The sequence below is a fragment of the Variovorax sp. PvP013 genome (genome assembly GCF_050435945.1).
Taxonomy (GTDB): Bacteria; Pseudomonadota; Gammaproteobacteria; order Burkholderiales; family Burkholderiaceae_C; genus Variovorax.
Genome location: NZ_JBNDLF010000001.1, coordinates 1 through 16,846 on the forward strand (window position 1 = coordinate 1; position 16,846 = coordinate 16,846).

The 16,846-nt window shown below is 71.6% G+C and carries 15 protein-coding genes; 8 read left to right on the forward strand and 7 right to left on the reverse strand.

The annotated features are described in order from the left end of the window. Positions 1–464: 464 nt before the first annotated feature. The 3 genes from ABID77_RS00005 to ABID77_RS00015 all read left to right on the forward strand — a co-directional run bounded on the left by ABID77_RS00005 (position 465) and on the right by ABID77_RS00015 (position 2,812). Positions 465–902 carry a hypothetical protein gene (locus tag ABID77_RS00005; RefSeq protein ID WP_429589055.1) on the forward strand — a complete coding sequence of 146 codons (438 nt, stop codon included), beginning with the start codon at positions 465–467 and terminating at the stop codon, positions 900–902. Positions 903–981: 79 nt separating this feature from the next. Beyond that, positions 982–1,263: a hypothetical protein gene (locus ABID77_RS00010; RefSeq protein ID WP_429589058.1), complete on the forward strand. Its 282-nt coding sequence runs from the start codon at positions 982–984 to the stop codon at positions 1,261–1,263. Between the two features lie 178 nt (positions 1,264–1,441). Then, entirely contained in the window at positions 1,442–2,812 is a 1,371-nt protein-coding gene (locus ABID77_RS00015; RefSeq protein ID WP_429589061.1) for a GDSL-type esterase/lipase family protein, read from the forward strand. A gap of 386 nt (positions 2,813–3,198) precedes the next feature. On the opposite strand, the gene ABID77_RS00020 is transcribed toward ABID77_RS00015, so the two are convergent. From ABID77_RS00020 to ABID77_RS00030, 3 genes are all read right to left on the reverse strand, one after another. Next, positions 3,199–5,136: a potassium transporter Kup gene (locus ABID77_RS00020; RefSeq protein WP_429589064.1), complete on the reverse strand. Its 1,938-nt coding sequence runs from the start codon at positions 5,134–5,136 to the stop codon at positions 3,199–3,201. Positions 5,137–5,232: 96 nt separating this feature from the next. Continuing rightward, positions 5,233–5,904, reverse strand: coding sequence for a nitroreductase (locus tag ABID77_RS00025; RefSeq protein ID WP_429589067.1), 672 nt, complete (start codon positions 5,902–5,904; stop codon positions 5,233–5,235). After that, on the reverse strand, positions 5,901–6,950 hold the full coding sequence (locus tag ABID77_RS00030; protein WP_429589070.1) for a LysR family transcriptional regulator: 1,050 nt from the start codon (positions 6,948–6,950) through the stop codon (positions 5,901–5,903). Before ABID77_RS00030 ends, ABID77_RS00025 begins: the two co-directional genes overlap by 4 nt. 82 nt (positions 6,951–7,032) lie before the next feature. Between ABID77_RS00030 and ABID77_RS00035 the strand changes: the two genes are divergently transcribed. The 4 genes from ABID77_RS00035 to ABID77_RS00050 all read left to right on the forward strand — a co-directional run bounded on the left by ABID77_RS00035 (position 7,033) and on the right by ABID77_RS00050 (position 12,184). Further along, the gene (locus ABID77_RS00035) at positions 7,033–8,403 is read left to right on the forward strand and encodes a D-serine ammonia-lyase (protein ID WP_429589073.1); all 1,371 of its coding nucleotides are present in this window, start codon (positions 7,033–7,035) and stop codon (positions 8,401–8,403) included. 97 nt (positions 8,404–8,500) lie between these two features. After that, the gene (locus ABID77_RS00040; RefSeq protein ID WP_429589076.1) at positions 8,501–9,478 is read left to right on the forward strand and encodes a Bug family tripartite tricarboxylate transporter substrate binding protein; all 978 of its coding nucleotides are present in this window, start codon (positions 8,501–8,503) and stop codon (positions 9,476–9,478) included. A gap of 22 nt (positions 9,479–9,500) precedes the next feature. Beyond that, positions 9,501–11,024, forward strand: coding sequence for an amidase (locus ABID77_RS00045; RefSeq protein WP_429589079.1), 1,524 nt, complete (start codon positions 9,501–9,503; stop codon positions 11,022–11,024). 26 nt (positions 11,025–11,050) lie between these two features. Continuing rightward, the gene (locus ABID77_RS00050; RefSeq protein WP_429589082.1) at positions 11,051–12,184 is read left to right on the forward strand and encodes an NAD(P)/FAD-dependent oxidoreductase; all 1,134 of its coding nucleotides are present in this window, start codon (positions 11,051–11,053) and stop codon (positions 12,182–12,184) included. Positions 12,185–12,473: 289 nt separating this feature from the next. Here the strand turns inward: ABID77_RS00050 and ABID77_RS00055 are convergent, their stop codons facing one another. From ABID77_RS00055 to ABID77_RS00065, 3 genes are all read right to left on the reverse strand, one after another. Beyond that, positions 12,474–12,602, reverse strand: coding sequence for a hypothetical protein (locus tag ABID77_RS00055; protein ID WP_429589085.1), 129 nt, complete (start codon positions 12,600–12,602; stop codon positions 12,474–12,476). Between the two features lie 26 nt (positions 12,603–12,628). After that, positions 12,629–13,642, reverse strand: coding sequence for a hypothetical protein (locus ABID77_RS00060; RefSeq protein ID WP_429589088.1), 1,014 nt, complete (start codon positions 13,640–13,642; stop codon positions 12,629–12,631). Positions 13,643–13,836: 194 nt separating this feature from the next. After that, complete coding sequence (locus ABID77_RS00065; RefSeq protein WP_429589091.1) at positions 13,837–15,510, reverse strand: thiamine pyrophosphate-binding protein; 1,674 nt, start codon at positions 15,508–15,510, stop codon at positions 13,837–13,839. Between the two features lie 221 nt (positions 15,511–15,731). Between ABID77_RS00065 and ABID77_RS00070 the strand changes: the two genes are divergently transcribed. Continuing rightward, a complete protein-coding gene (locus ABID77_RS00070) occupies positions 15,732–15,962 on the forward strand; it encodes a hypothetical protein (protein ID WP_429589094.1) in 231 nt (76 codons plus the stop codon). A gap of 10 nt (positions 15,963–15,972) precedes the next feature. On the opposite strand, the gene ABID77_RS00075 is transcribed toward ABID77_RS00070, so the two are convergent. Further along, positions 15,973–16,839 (reverse strand): amidohydrolase family protein, encoded by an 867-nt coding sequence (locus tag ABID77_RS00075; RefSeq protein WP_429589097.1) that lies wholly within the window; start codon positions 16,837–16,839, stop codon positions 15,973–15,975. Positions 16,840–16,846 lie beyond the last annotated feature (7 nt).

The window sequence follows — 16,846 nt, forward strand, 5'->3', positions numbered from 1 at the left end:
GTTATTGGCCCCGTAGCTTACGGTGGTCGCCGAGGTCAGCGTGAAGGACTTGCCCTGCACCGTCAGCTGCAACAGATCGGCCGCCCAGGTGGGAGCTGCCGAAAAGCCTGCGATGGCCAAAAATGTACCCAAACGTACACTCTTTAATACTTTCGTCACTTAAAACCCCTTGTGTTAGACAGTGTGCGAATTTTGACAAGGCGCAGTCCTACACAAGAAGAGACATCGTCCTACATCCCGATGAAAGCGCGTTTTCGGCCGACGTGTGGCAAATTGCGCAAATTCGGGAAAATAACTGTGACTTTTGTTTGAAATATATAAGTATCTATTCGAATAAGAATTTCTTAAGTTGAATTTTGACTACATCGAAATATTGACATTTCTCACATGAGTAATTAATCATTCATGAGTGAATATGTATTAACTACCGCGTTTTGTCGGCAATAAATTTTTCAAGGATTTCCATGGCAGACGACTTCAAGACCCCTTCGCAACTCGCCGACGACACGAGGCACGTGGGACGCGACGCCGCCCAGGCGGCCAACGGTCTGGCCAACGAAGCGAAGAGCATCGGTGCCGATGCCGCGCGTTCCCTGCGTCCGGCGGTCGAGGACGCCAAGGCCACGGGTCGCGAAGCCGTCGACACGGCCAAGGGTCTGGCGGCGGACGCCAAGGACATCGCCAGCGATGCGGCCGAGACCACGCGCACCTATGCCTCCGGCGCGGTGAACGCGGCGGGCAAGAAGATCACCGATCTCAAGCACAAGGCCGCCGACCTGCAGAGCGCCAGCGTGCGCTACGTCGGCGACGAACCCGTGAAGTCGGTGCTGATCGCGGCGGCCGGCGGTGCCTTGCTCACGGCCCTGTTCATCAAGTTCATCGGCGGCGATCGCCGCTACTGAGCCCGATCGTCGACATCCGCATTTCTCCCACCCCCACTTCCCAGGAATCCACATGGAACCGATGAAGCCCATGGCACCCATGAAGCCCATGAAACCGATGGACCCGCCCGATTCGAGCTGGTGGCCGCAAGGCCTGTCCAATCCGTCGAGCAGCGGCTCGCAGAACGGCATGCGCTATGCGTTCTTCCCCGACCAGCATCGTCTGGCCATCGACCAGAACGGCAAGGTCACCCAGTACGACACGGGTGATCACCAGATCTCCGGCGTGAGCCAGTCCCAGGGCGGCTCCGGCGACGGCTCGCCCAGTTTCACGAGCCAGAACGGCAGCGTCGACCTGTCGTCGCTCAAGCAGGTCGACTGACGCCTCGTCGACCGGCAGGTCGGATCAAAGGGTCCACGACGCAAGGTCGTGGACCCTTTTTCCATGGGGCCTGGGAATGGGCGGGCGGCCGCTCGACGCACGTCGTTTCCGGGAAGCTGTCCATACTCCGAAGTGCGACGAGGGAGATCGTCCGATTCCTCACTCCGGAGACTTTTCCATGACCCTGCGAATCCCTCGCTCCCTCGCAATCCTGACCGCTGCCCTGGTCGCCTTCGCCGCCGCCGCGCAGACCGCGGCACCCCGTGCCGTGCCGGCGTCCACCGACAAGTGGGCGACGGCATGGACCGGCGCCGTCCAGGGCCCGTACCCCATCGGCAATCCGTCGGCGCAGCCCGACCTGCGCTTCGCCTTTCCGTCGCCCGAGGCCGGCGCGCGCGACCAGAGCTTCCGCCTGATCGTGCGGCCCGATGTCTGGGGCCGCCAGGTGCGATTGCGCTTCTCCAACGCGCTGGGCACCCGGCCCGTGACCTTCGACGGCGCCTTCGTCGGCCTGCAGCGCGGCAGCGCGGCGATCGTCGCCGGCACCAACCGTCCCGTGACCTTCGGCGGCCAGCCGGGCGTGACCGTGCCGCCGGGCGAATCGGTCTGGAGCGACGCCGTGGCGCTGCCGTTCGTGCGCGATCCGGGATCGAGCGCCGAGGCCGTGGCGCTCGCGGGCCGGCGCCTGGCCGTGAGCTTCCACGTGGCCGGCGAGAGCGGGCCGATGACGTGGCACGCGAAGGCGCTCAACACCTCCTACGTCGGTCGCCCCGGCGCCGGCGCGGTCGGTGCGTCCGAGGACGAGGCCGCCTTTCCCTTCAGCACCGCGTCGTGGTATTTCCTCGACGCGGTGGACATGCGCGCGCCGGCCGACACGCGCGTGGTGGTGGCCTTCGGCGACTCGATCACCGACGGCACGGCCAGCACCATGAACGGCGACGACCGCTGGCCCGACGTGCTCGCGCGGCGCCTGCACGCGATCCATGGCAACCGCGTCGCGGTCGTCAACGCCGGCATCGGCGGCAACCAGGTGGTCGGCCCGGCGGCCTACTCGCCGCAGAAGCCGTTCCCCGGCGGTCCGTCGTCGCGCGACCGGTTGCAGCGCGACGTCCTGTCGCTCTCCGGCGTGTCGACGGTGATCTGGCTCGAAGGCATCAACGACTTCAGCCGCAACGGCGGCGCCTCCTTCGAGGCCGTGCGCGACGGCATGGCCAAGGGCGTGGCGCGCCTGCGCGCCGGCCTGCCCGGCGTGCGCGTCATCGGCGCGACCCTGACCTCGGCATTGGGAAGCAGCAGCGCCGCCCACGGCCACGCCGAGCAGGACGAGAAGCGCAAGGCGCTCAACGCCTTCATCCGCACCTCCGGCCTGTTCGACGGCGTGGCCGATTTCGACGGTGCCACCCTCGACCCCGCCACCGGCGGCCTGCGCGACGAGTTCGTCCCCGAGAGCACCACCGGCGGCCCCGGCGACAAGCTCCACCCCAACCGCACCGGCTACCTGGCCATGGGCCAGGCGATCGACCTCGGCGTGCTGTTCAACCGGCGATAGCGCCCGCGCGAGAACCGCCGGCGCCGATGCCGGCGATCACGGCACGATGCGATATCCGCAACCCTGACCGATGAAGCCGGCGCGATCCAGTGCCAGGACACCGAGGAACCGGCTTCGCCGGACCACCGGTGTCGCCCCCGGCAGGGGGTAGGCGAAGCGACCCGCAGTACACGAGCCTGGGGGCAAGCCCAGGACACCGAGGAACTGGCTCCGCCGGGCCTCGGGTGTCGCCCCCGGCAGGGGGTAGGCGAAGCGACCCGCAGTACACAAGCCCGGGGGCGAGCCCAGGACACCGAGGAACCGGCTTCGCCGGGCCTCCGGTGTCGCCCCCGGTAGGGGGTGGGCGAAGCGACACGAAGTGCGCGAAGCCTGGGGGCGAGCCTGTTTCACGCTCGCTGGCCCATCTCCACCACGCGGTTGCCCGGCAACCGGAAGTGGTCCGACGCGCGCCCGGCGTTGCGCTGCAGCCAGCCGAAGAGGGCCTGGCGCAACCGGCTCATGCCGGGCAACTCCCCCACCGTGAGCGAGGCGCGCGAGATGAAGTACGAGGTCGTCATCGAGTCGCAGGCCACGCCCTGCTGGTAGGCGAAGACGCGGATGAACTCGGGCACGTCGGGCGTCTCCATGAAGCCGTGCCGCGCGGTCACGACCCAGATGCCGTGGCCCAGCGTGCGCGCCGAGATGCGATCGCGCGCGTCCACGCGCGGCACCGGGCGCGACCGCACCACCAGGACCACGACCCGCTCGTGCAGCACCTGGTTGTGCTTGAGGTTGTGCAGCAGGGCGTAGGGCACCGAGTCCTCCCCTGGATGCAGGAACACCGAGGTGCCGCGCACGCGGTGCGGCATGTGCGCGGCGAGCGATTCGACGAAGGGCGCGAGCGCGATGGCGTCGGCCTCCACGATCCCCAGGCCGATGCGCCGGCCCTTCGCCCAGGTGGTGAAGATCGCCATCACGGCGATCGCCACGGCCAGGGTCAGCCAGCCGCCGTCGGCGATCTTCAGGCTGTTGGCGGTGACGAAGGCGAGGTCGATGGCGACGAACACCGCCACGCCGACGGCCACCGCCACGCGGTTCCAGCGCCACAGCCCGAAGGCGACGATGCCCGCGAGCAGGGTGGTCGTCACCATCGTGATCGACACCGCGATGCCGTAGGCGGCCGACAGCGCGCTGGAGCTGCCGAAGCCCAGCACCAGCAGGATCACGCCGGTCATCAGGATCCAGTTGATCGACGGCACGTAGATCTGGCCGATCGCCGTGCCCGAGGTCTGCACCACGCGCAGGCGCGGCAGGTAGCCCATGCGGATGGCCTGCGCGGTCAGCGAGAAGGCGCCCGAGACCACCGCCTGCGAGGCGATGACGGTCGCCATGGCCGCCAGCACCACCATCGGCAGCACCGCCCACGACGGGAAGAGCCGGAAGAACGGGTTGTCGACCGCGCCCGGGTCGGCCAGCACCAGCGCGCCCTGGCCGAAGTAGTTCAGCACCAGCGCCGGCAGGGCGATGAACAGCCACGCGAGGCGGATCGGCCGGGCGCCGAAGTGGCCCATATCGGCATAGAGCGCCTCGCCGCCGGTGAAGGCCAGGAACACCGCGCCCAGCACCGCCAGCGCCTGCGGCCCGTGCGTCCACAGGAAGCCGACGGCGTGGCGCGGGTCGAGCGCGGCGAGCACGCGCGGCTCCTGCACGATCTGCAGCACGCCGCTCAATGCCAGCAGGCCGAACCACAGCAGCATCACCGGGCCGAACACCCGGCCCACGCGCTCGGTGCCCTTGCGCTGCACGGCGAACAGCGCCACCAGGATGGCGATCGTCACGGGGATGATGAAGCGCTCGAACTGCGGCGCCTGCACCTCCAGCCCCTCGACCGCCGACAGCACCGAGATCGCCGGCGTGATGAGGCTGTCGCCGTAGAACATCGCCGCGCCCACCAGGCCCAGCAGGCCGACCAGGCCCCACAGGCGCGGGGCGTCCTCGCGCGTGCCCAGGGCCCGCCGCGCCAGCGCCTGCAGGGCCAGGATGCCGCCCTCGCCGTCGTAGTCGGCGCGCAGCACGAACACCACGTACTTGAGCGTCACCACCACCATCAGGCCCCAGAAGATCAGCGACAGCAGGCCCAGCACCGCGTCGGGCGAGAAGCCGACGCCGTGCGCGGGGTTGAGCGTCTCCTTGAAGGCGTAGAGCACCGAGGTGCCGATGTCGCCGAACACGACGCCGAGCGCGGCGACGGTCACGCCGACGCCCGCGCGCGCGTGCGGAGGCGCTCCGGCGGCGTGGGGATCGTTCGACGACGGGGACTCGGACGCCGGGAGGGAGGAGGTCATGGCGGGCGCGGGAAAGGGAATGGGAAGGGCGATGAAGGGGACGGGGCCGAGTATGGTCGTGGCGCGCGTCGGGTGTCGCGACGACGCGGTGAAGCGTCAGAGGCCGACGAATTCGGCCACCTCGTCCAGCGGCGCGCGCTCGGAGCGGAAGCCCTCGAGCGCGTGGTCCGGGTCGGCGCGGCCGATCGCCATGCCGGTGAAGAGCATCCGCTCGGGCGGCAGCGCCAGGAAGTCGCCGACCGTCTTCGGGAACGCCGCCCAGCATTCCTGCGCGCAGCTGTCGAGCCCCTCGGCGCGCAGCAGCAGCATCACGGTCTGCAGCAGCATGCCCAGGTCCGACCACTGCGGCGGTCCCATGCGCCGGTCGACGCTGCAGAACAGCGCCAGCGGCGCGCCGAAGAACTGGTAGTTGCGGGCGAACCAGCGCAGGCGCGCGAAGCGGTCCTCGCGCGGCACGCCCAGGCGCTCGTACATCTGCTCGCCCACGGCGTGGCGACGCTCGCGGTAGGGCGACGTCAGCTCGCGCGGATAGACGTCGTACTCGGCGCCCTCGCCGCGCGGCGTCTGTTCGAGGCGCTCGCGCATCAGCGCCTTGAGTTCGTCGAGCTTCGCGCCGCCCACCACGTGCAGGTGCCAGGGCTGCAGGTTGCCGCCCGAGGGCGCGCGCAGGGCCTGTTCGAGCACGCGGCGGATGACCGGCGCGGGCACCGGCGTGGGAAGGAAGTGGCGCACCGAGCGGCGGCTGGCGACGGCGTCGTGGATGTTCATGGCGGACCTGACCCGGGCGAGGGAGAAGGGACCGCCATCGTAGGCGTCGGCGCGGCGTCGTCGATGTCGCGCGCGGCACCCGGCGCGGACAGCGGCCGCAGCCCGGCGAAGACGGCGTCGCGCCGCACGCGGAAGCGCGCGGCCTGCGCGCCGAGCCAGGCCTGCACCTGCAGCACCGCGGCCGACGGCGCCATGCCGGTGACGAAGAAGTACGACGCGCGCGAACGCATCGGCCGGCCGAAGGGCGCCACCAGCCGGCCGGCGACCAGGTCGTCGAGCACCAGCGCGGCGCGGCCGATGGCGACGCCCTGGCCGGCCAGCGCGGCGCCGACGGCGAGCTGGGAGAGATTGAAGTGGTGGCCCGCCGCCAGGTCGGGCGGGTCGACGCCGGCATGGCGCAGCCAGTCGCCCCATTCCTGCGTCGGGCCGGCGCCGGCCCAGGGGCTGTCGTCGTGCAGCAGCATCGCGGGACGCAGGTCGCCCGGCTCGCGCAGGTCGGGGTGGGCGAGCAGGAAGGCGGGGCTCGCCACCGGCACCAGCCACTCGTCGAGGAAGGCCGTGGCCTGCAGGTCGCGGTAGTCGCCGAGGTCGAAGCGCACGGCGGCCTCGACGTCGTCGCGCGCCATGCGCTCGCGGTCGAGCGCGTGGAACTCGCCCACCACGCGCAGGCCCACGTCCGGGTGGGCGCGGTAGAAGTCGCCCAGCCGGGGCGTGAGCCAGCCCATGGCGAAGGAGGGCGCGCAGCTCAGGCCCGTGGGCTGGTCGGGCCGGGCCTCGCGCAGCTGGCCGAGTGTGCCCTCGATGGCCTGGAACGACTCGCGCAGCACCACCGCCAGCCACTGGCCCTCGGGCGTGGGCACGAGCGCGCGGGGCGTGCGCAGCAGCAGCGGGCGGCCGAGCCAGTCCTCCAGGTGCTTGACCTGCTGGCTGACCGCGCCCTGGGTCACGCACAACGCCGAGGCGGCGCGGGTGAAGCTGCGGCACCGTGCGGTGGCTTCGAAGCACCGTAACCATGCGAGGAGCGAAGGCGTGAGGCGGATGTCCATGCGGCGATGAGTCCGGCTAATGGCCGGCGCAATACCAATGCGTTGTGCCCGCCGACGACGGACCGGAGAATTTCCCCACCTTATGCCTCATTCCTTCGCCACTCCCGCCATCGCGGATTTTTCACTCGACGCCCTGCGCGCCGCCGAGCCCGTGCTGTGGGCCTCCCACGTCGATCGCGCCGTCGCCCTGGCCGCCACGCCGTCCCTCGTCGGTCCGGCCGACGTGGCGGGCGCCGTGGCGCGTTTCCGCCGCTGCGCGCCGGCCTTGCAGGAACTGTTCCCGGAGTTGCGCGCCGGGGCCGGCGTCATCGAATCCGCCCTGCGGCCGGTGCCGCGCCTGCAGGCGGCACTGGGCCTGCCGCCCGAGGCCGGCACGCTGCTGGTCAAGGGCGATCACGCATTGCCGGTGGCCGGCTCGATCAAGGCGCGCGGCGGCATCCACGAGGTGCTGGAGCATGCCGAGGCGCTCGCGATGCGTCACGGCATCGACGTCGGGGGCGACCCGCTCGCGCTGGTGTCGCCGGCCGCGCGGGCGCTGTTCGCCACGCACGAGATCGCCGTCGGCTCGACCGGCAACCTGGGCCTGTCGATCGGCGTGATGGCCGCGGCGCTGGGCTTCCGGGCCGTGGTCCACATGTCGGCCGACGCCAAGGAATGGAAGAAGGAGCGCCTGCGCCGCCGGGGCGTCACGGTGGTCGAGCACGCGGGCGACTACGCGCAGGCCGTGGCGGCCGGGCGCGAGGCCGCCGCCGCCGATCCGCGCTGCCACTTCGTCGACGACGAGCGCTCGCTGTCGCTGCTGCTGGGCTATGCCGCCGCGGCGCCGCACCTCGCCGCGCAGCTGGCGATGCTGGGCCGGCCGGTGGACGCCGGGCACCCGTTGTTCGTCTACCTGCCGTGCGGCGTGGGCGGCGCGCCGGGCGGCATCGCGCTGGGGCTGGCGCAGCACTACGGTCCGCACGCGCACTGCGTCTTCGTCGAGCCGACCCGCTCGCCGTGCTTCCTGGTGCAGATGCTCGCGGGCACGGCGGAGGGCGCGCACCTGGGGCCGCATCCGTCGGTCTACGACATCGGCCTGGACAACCGCACCGAGGCCGACGGCCTGGCGGTGCCGCGCGCCTCGCTGCTGGCGGCCGCGGCGGTGGCGCCGCTGCTCGCCGGTGTCTGCACGGTCGACGACGAAGCCCTGTTCCCGTGGCTCGAACTCGCCGCCGCGACCGAGGACCTGCGCATCGAGCCCTCGGCCGCCGCCGGCCTGGGCGGGCCGGCGATGCTGCTGGGCTCGGCCGACGGGCGCGACTACCTGGCGCGCCACGGCATCGATGCCGCCCGTCTGGCGCGCTCCACCCACATCGCCTGGACCACCGGCGGGCTGTTCGTGCCCGACGACGAATACGCCCGCTTCCGCGACCGCGGCGCGGCGGGTCTCGCCCGCTCGGCCGCCATGGCCTGACGCGGCCGGCCCGCATCCCCCCTTTCACCCGCCCTCCGCGCACCTCCGCGCACTTTTGCGCATCCCCCGCCAAACCCGACCCCGGAAAGCCTCTCCCATGAACTCCACCCTGATCCTGGCCGGCGTCGCGCTGGCTGCCAGCCTCGTCCTCCCGGCCGGCGTCGCCCACGCCGACGACGCCTATCCGTCCAAGCCGATCCAGCTGGTGATTCCGTTCCCGCCCGGCGGCGCGACCGACGTCGTCGGCCGGCTGGTGGGCAAGACCCTGGGCGAGAAGCTCGGCCAGAACGTGGTGGCCGACAACCGCGCCGGCGCCGGCACCATCATCGGCGCGAGCTACGTCGCCAAGGCGGCGCCGGACGGCTACACGCTGCTGATCAGCTCGGGCACCACCTTCACCGTCAATCCGGCGATCCAACCCAAGCTGCCCTACGACCCGGTCAAGGGCTTCGAGCCGATCGGCATGGTCGGGCGCACCGGGCTCGTGCTGCTGGCCCACAAGGACGTGCCGGCGTCCACGCCGAAGGAGTTCGCCGCGCTCGCCAAGGCGGCGCCGGGCAAGTACTCGTATGCCTCCTACGGCACCGGCACCACCTCGCAGTTCACGGGCGAACAGATCCTGCGCGCCACCGGGACGCAGCTGGTCCACATTCCCTACAAGGGCAGCGCGCCGGCCATGACCGACCTGATGGGCGGCCAGGTGCCGTTCTCGGTCGACACCGTCTCGGCCGCCATCCCCCAGCTCAAGACCGGCAAGATCAAGGCCATCGCCGTGACCACCGCGAAGCGCTCGGCATTGCTGCCGAACGTGCCGACCTTCGCCGAATCGGGCTTCGACGTCGACGCCGACACCTGGATCGCCGTCGTCGCGCCGCGCGGCCTGCCGCCGGCCGTGCGCGCGCGGCTGGAAAAGGCCCTGGCCGACACGCTGGCCGTGCCCGAGGTGCGCGAGAAGCTGCTCGCCGCCGGGCTGGAGCCGAAGTTCGAGGGCGGCGCGGCCGTCGCCACGCTGATCGAGCGCGAGCTGCCAATGATGCGCGCCGTCGCCGCGCGTGCCAACATCAAGGCGGAATGAACCCGCCACGGAGACGAACGCCATGAGCCCATCGAGCGACCTGATCGCGCTGCCCGCCACCGAACTGCGCCGCCTGATCGGCGCCAGGCAGCTCTCGCCCGTCGAGCTGCTCGACGCCTGCATCGCGCGCATCGAGGCGGTCAATCCGTACGTCAACGCCGTGACGGCCACCTGCTTCGAGCGCGCCCGCGACGAGGCCCGCGCCGCCGAGGCGGCCGTCATGGCCGGCGCGCCGCTGGGCCTGCTGCACGGCCTGCCACTGGGCGTGAAGGACCTGGAGGACACGGCCGGCCTGCTGACCACCTTCGGCTCGCCGATCCATCGCGCCAACGTGCCGGCGGCCGACAACGTGCTGGTGGGGCGCCTGCGCGCGGCCGGCGCCATCGTCGCGGGCAAGACCAACGTGCCCGAGATGGGCGCCGGCGCCAACACGCGCAACCCGGTCTGGGGCGCCACCGGCAACCCGTTCGACAACCGGCTGAACGCGGGCGGATCGTCCGGCGGCTCGGCGGCGGCGCTGGCGCTGGACATGCTGCCGGTGTGCACCGGCTCGGACACCGGCGGCTCGCTGCGCATCCCGGCGGCCAAGTGCGGCGTGGTGGGCTTCCGGCCCTCGCCGGGCGTGGTGCCCAGCTCGCGCAAGCCATTGGGCTGGACGCCGATCTCGGTGGTCGGGCCGATGGGCCGCACGGTCGCCGACGCCTGCCTGCAGCTCGCCGCCACGGCCGGCGTCTCGGCCACCGACCCGCTGACGTACGAACTCGATCCTCTGTCCTTCCTGCTGCCGCCGGAGGTCGACCTGGGCGGCCTGCGCGTGGGCTACACGGAGGACTTCGGCGCCTGCGACGTCGACCCCGGCATCCGCGCCACCTTCCGCGAGAAGATCGCCGCCATGCGCCACCTGTTCCGCCGCTGCGAGCCGGTGGACTTCGACCTCGGCGAGGTGCACCGCTGCTTCGACGTGCTGCGCGCCGAGGCCTTCGTCGCCGGTACGCGCGCGGCCTACGAGCGCGACCCGGCCAGCCTGGGCGCCAATCCGCGCGCCAACTACGAGATGGGCGCGGCCATGAGCCTGCTCGACTGCGCCTGGGCGCAGGCCGAGCAGACGCGCATCCTGGCGCGCTTCCAGGCCGCCTACCGCGAGTTCGACATCGTCCTGGCGCCGACGACGCCGGTCTCGCCGTTCCCCTGGACCGAGCCGCACGCCACGCACGTCGAAGGCCGCGCGCAGGCCAACTACTACCGCTGGCTGTCGCTGACCTACGTCACCACGCTGACCACGCACCCGTCGCTGAGCCTGCCGTGCGGCACCGACGCGGCGGGCCTGCCGTTCGGGCTGCAGATCGTCGGCCGCTTCCGCGCCGACCGCCACACGCTGGGCGTGGCGCACGCGATGGAGCGCGCCTTCGCCGCCACGCCGGCATTGCGCCGCCCGCGTCCCGACGCCGACCGCCTGCGCCCTCCGGTGCCGGCGCTCGATTCGATCGTCACCGCGCCGCCGATCCTGGGCGGCGCCGTCTCGGGCGGCAGCGCCTCGGCCGTCTGAACCCCATCCGGAGAAATCCCCGCTTCATGGACACCTTCGAATTCGCCATCGTCGGCGCCGGCATCGCCGGGGCCTCGACCGGCTGGGAACTCGCGGCCCACGCGCCGACCGTGCTGCTCGAGCGCGAGAGCCAGCCGGGCTACCACACCACCGGGCGCTCGGCGGCGCTCTACATGGAGACCTACGGCACGCCGGCGATCCGGGCGCTGACGCGCGCGAGCCGCGCCTTCTTCGACCGGCCGCCGGCCGCCTTCGGCACCGACCCGATCCTGACGCCGCGCGGCGTGATGCACGTCGCCTCGGCCGAGCAGGGCGACCTGCTGGAAGCGGCCTGGCGCGAGCTGTCGGAACGCTCGCGCGACGTGCGCCGGCTCGGCCAGGACGAGATGCTGGCCGCCGTGCCCTGCCTGCGTCCCGAGGCCGCCGCCTTCGGCCTGGCGGAGGACGGCGCGAGCGACATCGACGTGCACGCCCTGCACCAGGGCTACCTGCGCGGCTTCCGCCGGAACGGCGGCCGCGTCTGGACCGACGCCCACGTCATCGGCCTCGTGCGCGACGGCGGCGCCTGGACCGTGACCCTGGCCGACGGCCGCGCCCTGCGCGCGCGCCACCTCGTCAACGCGGCCGGCGCCTGGGCCGACGAACTGGCCGAACTCGCCGGCGCCCGCCGCATCGGCCTGGAGCCGCGCCGGCGCACGGCCTTCACCTTCGCGCCGCCCGAGGGCGTCGACGCCGCGCGCTGGCCGGCGGTGGTCGGCATCGACGAGCGCTACTACTTCAAGCCCGACGCCGGCCAGCTGCTGGGCTCGCCGGCCAATGCCGACCCGGTGCACCCGCACGACGTCGTGCCCGAGGAGTTCGACGTCGCGCTGGGCATCCACCACATCGAGCTGGCCACCACGATGACGATCCGCCGCCCGCACCGCGTCTGGGCCGGATTGCGCTCCTTCGTGGCCGACGGCGACATGGCGATCGGCTGGGACGACGCGCGCGAGGGTTTCTTCTGGCTCGCCGGGCAGGGCGGCTACGGCATCCAGAGCGCCGCCGGCGCGGCGGCGCTGGCGCGCAGCCTGCTGCTGGGCGAGGCGCTGCCCGAGTCGCTGCGGGCCGAGGGGTTGGACGCGGAGACCCTGTCGCCATCGCGTCTGAACCGGATGTGAGGCGTGGAACGGCGGTGCCCGCCGTCGCGGCCGAGTGCGATGGCATGGGCGCTCGGACGGCTCGCGGTCACGGCCCTGAGCCAGCACGGCACCAATGGATCGATCCATCGGATCGGTTTGCAGGTCCTCGTCTCGCCCACGCTCGACGGCTTCAACCTGCTGATGCCGGAACGCGACCGAGCCCAGCTCGTCCGGGCCACGGGCCGGCACTGGATAGACGAAAAAAAGCCGGCGATGGAGCCGGCTTTTTCTGGTGACGGTCGCGACGCCGTGGCGTCGCGGTGCGTGATCAGCGGCGTCGGAACGGCTGGTTCACGTTGCTCGCCGAGGTGGTGCCACGGGCACCGCCGTTGCGCGAGCGATACCACTTGAGCGCCATCCAGCCGACGGTCGCGATCTTGAAGAGTTTTCCGAACATGGCGTGGTTCCTTGAGGTGGAGTGGATCAGTTGTAGGCGCGGGCGGTGGTGCGAACCATCGGATCGCGGCGGGCGGCCAGACCGCCGAGGGCGGCGGCGATGGCACCCAGCACCAGGGCGAGGGCGGCGGCGAGCGCGGCTTGCGACGAAGCCTTGGCGGTGGCGTCGGCCACTTCGCGGGCCTTGGCTTCGGCGGCGGCCTTCTGCTCGTCGAACTTGGCGCGGGCCTGCTGGTAATTCTTGATCCAGCCGTCCACGCGGGCTTCGGCTTCGGCGCGGTCGACGTTGGCGCGGGCCATCACGACGTTGACGACGGCGTCACGGTCGACCTGGTCGACGGTGCTCTTGCCCGAGGTGATGATCTTCTGGATCACGCTCTGCAGGTCGTCGGTCGACGCCCGGCCGTTGGCGGCCGCCGAGGCGGTGCCCGTGGCCTGGTCGGCGGCGTTCTCGGCCTTGTTGGCGATGGCTTCGGGCTGCAGGGCCGGCTTGCCGGTCTGCTTCAGGAGCTTCTCGGCCTCGTCCTTCATGGAATCCCAGGAGATGCCGCTCGACTGCAGCTGTTCCTTGGCCATGTTGGCCAGGGGAGCGGCCGCGGCCGCGGCGCCGGTGGCCGTGACGGAGGCGGCCGTGCCGACCACGTTGGCACCGCCGCGCACCACGGCGCCCACGGCCGAGGCCAGCAGGTAGGCCGTCACGATGGCGGCCAGGCCCCAGGTCACCAGACCGTGCAGCAGGGCGTCGGTCTTCTCGGGCACGCCGGCCAGGTGGCTCGCGACCCAGCCGCCGGCGAACAGCGAGATCATGCTGCTCACGGCCCACCAGACACCGGCGCCGATGCCGAAGGTGGAGGCATCGGGGCTGCTGTAGCGCATCGGATCGATCGTGCTCAGGCCGATGCCGGCGCCCAGCAGGCTCAGCACCATCTGGACGACGATGGCGATGACGACGCCCGCCACGATGGCGCCCCAGGAAACGCGTTTCCAGGCGGGGGGGTCGATGGCGCGGTTGGCGGCGGTGTTGGCGTAAGGAGTGTTCATGGCTGGATCGACGTTGTGGTTGAGGCTCTGTGGCCCTGGATGGGAACGAGCCGGATCATGGCGTCGAATCCCGATCCCTCCCGGGTCGCGCAAGCGTCTGCTCACGTAGTCCCGCATCGCCCATCACCCGGGGATTCCGGCGCCGCCGATGTGTCGGCATCGCGCCCGACGATGCCCCGCGACCTCCGCGCGCGTCAGCCCTTGGCGAGCGCCGCCTCGCGGATCGACTGCAGCGTGCTGCCCGGCGTGATGGCCTCGGCGTCGAGCAGGCAGTGCAGCAGGGCCGGCTTGCCGCTCGCGCGCGCCCGCGCCAGGGCGGGGGCGAACTCGGCCGTGTCCGTGACGCGCTCGCCGTGGCCGCCGAAGACCTCGGCATAGCCGCGGAAGTCGGGGTTGCGCAGCCGCGTGGCGCTGACGCGGCCGGGATAGTGGCGCTCCTGGTGCATGCGGATGGTCCCGTACATGGCGTTGTCCAGCAGCACCACGATGATCGGCAGGCCGTACTGCACGGCGGTGGCGAACTCCTGGCCGTGCATCAGGAAGTCGCCGTCGCCCGCGAACACCACCACCTCGCGCTGCGGCCAGAGCCGCTTGGCGCCGACGCCCGCGGGCAGACCGTAGCCCATCGAGCCGCTGGTCGGCGCGAGCTGGCTGGCGAAGGCGCGGAACGGCCAGAAGCGGTGCACCCAGGTCGCGAAGTTGCCCGCGCCGTTGCAGAAGATGGTGTCGGCCGGCAGCACCTCGTGCAGGTGCCGCATGACCTCGCCCATCTGCAGCGGCCCGGGGATGCGGATCGGCGCCGTGTCGCTCCAGGCCAGGAACTCGGCGCGCGCGGCCTGCGTGTGGGCGGACCAGCGCGGCGGCGCGCCCGGGCGCAGGGCGGCCAGCGCGGGCGCGATGCCCTGCGGCGTCGCGTGGATGGACTGCGCCGCGCGGTAGAGCTTGCCGAGTTCGTCGGCGTCGGCGTTGACATGGATCAGGGCCTGGCGCGGCACCGGAATGTCGAGCAGATCGTAGCCCTGCGAGGGCACCTCCGACAGCCGTCCGCCCAGCAGCACGATCAGGTCGGCGTCGCGGATGCGCGCGAGCAGCTTCGGGTTGGCGCCTAGGCCGAGGTCGCCCGCGTACGACGGGTGCTCGGCGCTCATGAGCATCTGGCGGCGGAAGGAGCAGTAGACCGGCAGCGCGAAGGCGGCGGCGAAGGCGGCGACCTCGCGCGTGGCGTCTTCCGACCAACGGCTGCCGCCGAGGATCACCACCGGCCGCTCGGCCGCCTCCAGGCGTTCCTGGAAGCGCGCCATGTCGGCGGCGCCGGGGTGCGTCTCGGCGACGGCGAAGGGCAGGGCGTCGGCGACGGCGGCGGCCTCGGTCAGCATGTCCTCCGGCAGGGCGATCACCACCGGGCCGGGGCGCCCGGAGCAGGCGACGTGGAAGGCGCGCGAGACCAGCTCGGGCACGCGTGCCGGATCGTCGATCTCCACCACCCACTTGGCCAGGGTGCCGAAGACCGCGCCGTAGTCGAGTTCCTGGAAGGCCTCGCGCCCGAGCGCGCCGCGCGCCACCTGGCCGACGAACAGCAGCATCGGCGTCGAGTCCTGGTGCGCGATGTGGACGCCGGCGGCGGCGTTGGTGGCGCCGGGGCCGCGCGTCACGAAGCACACGCCGGGCCGGCCGGTGAGCTTGCCCTGGGCCTCGGCCATCATGGCCGCGCCGCCCTCCTGGCGGCATACCGTGACGTCGATGGCGGCGTCGTGCAGGGCGTCGAGCACGGCCAGGAAGCTCTCGCCGGGCACGCAGAAGAGCTGCCGGACGCCGTGGAGGATGAGTTGGTCGACCAGGATCTGGCCGCCGGTACGCGATGGGGTCATGGTGTGTGTGCGTCGGAGGAAACGGGAGGATCGGTGGCGCGCGCGCCACATCGCAGTGTGGCGCGGCGACCCCGGCGAGGCCTGGAAAGGAGCGTGCCTTTTACATCCGGGCACGAACCTGTCCATGGCTTGTTACAGCTGAATGCAAGCGTGTTAACCCTTGGAAGTAACGTCGTGAAACGCTCGACTGCACATCGGAAGCAACCGCTCACAATGACCGCATGATTGCATTCCTGAGACGCAGAAGCGCCACTCGAGTCGACCAGTCCGCGACCGATCTCCCCGAAGTGAGCCAGCCGATGCCGCTGGACGACGACGAGCCGCACATCGATGCGGTCGAGCAACTGAGTGTGACCGAATTGAGCGAGCTGGAGGCTCGCGCCCTGTGCGCGCGCGAAGACATCCCCGTGTTCTGGCCCCGTCCCGACCAGGAGCAGCAGCGCCACGGGTAAGGGCACCCGTTCAGTCCCCGGCGGTGCCGAAGCCGAAGAGCCGTCGTGGCGTCTCCCACAGCACCGCGTGCCGTGCGGCGGCATCGGGCAGCAGGTCGTCGAGAGCGTCGAGCAGCGGGCCGTAGTCGATGCGCGCCGGCGCGCGCAGGAAGGGCCAGTCCGAGGCCCAGACGAGTTGCCTCGGCGTGAAGGCCTCGATCAATGCCTCCAGACAGGGTCGGACGTCGTCGTGCGGCGGTGCCAGCGTCGACACCTTGGCCAAGCCGGAGAGCTTGACCGCCGCGCGACCGGTCCGCGCGAGTCCGAGCAGGGCGGCGAACCCGGCCTGACCGACCCCACGGGCCGGCACCGGGCGACCGCAATGGTCGAACACCAGCCGCGCGCCGCTGCCTTCGAGCATCGGTGCCAGCGTCACCAGCTGGTCGCCTTCCACCTGCACGTCGGCCCACAGGTCCAGGTCGCGCAGCCGTTCCAGGAGGGGGCCGACGTCGCGATAGAAATCGACGCCCAGCAGCGCCGCGTTGAAGGCGACGCCGACCACGCCCCGCGCCTTCAGTTCCTGCAGCTCGTCGCGACCGGCGTCGTTGCGCAGCACCGCGATGCCTTTGTGCCGCCCGCGACCGCGCGCGAGCGTGTCGAGCAGCAGGCGGTTGTCGGTGCCGTAACCCGAATTGGGACCGACCAGCAGCGCGTGGCGCACGCCGTGCGCGTCGAGCACGCGGTCGAGCTGCGCCGGGGTGCCGGTCTCGGCCGGGGTCGGCACGTACCAGGCATCGGGCGCGTAGGGAAAGCGTTCCGGGTCGAAGACGTGGACGTGGCAGTCGATGCGGGCCGTGGCATCGGTGGACAGGGAAAAGGCGGGTGCGGTGGCGGGCATGGTTCGC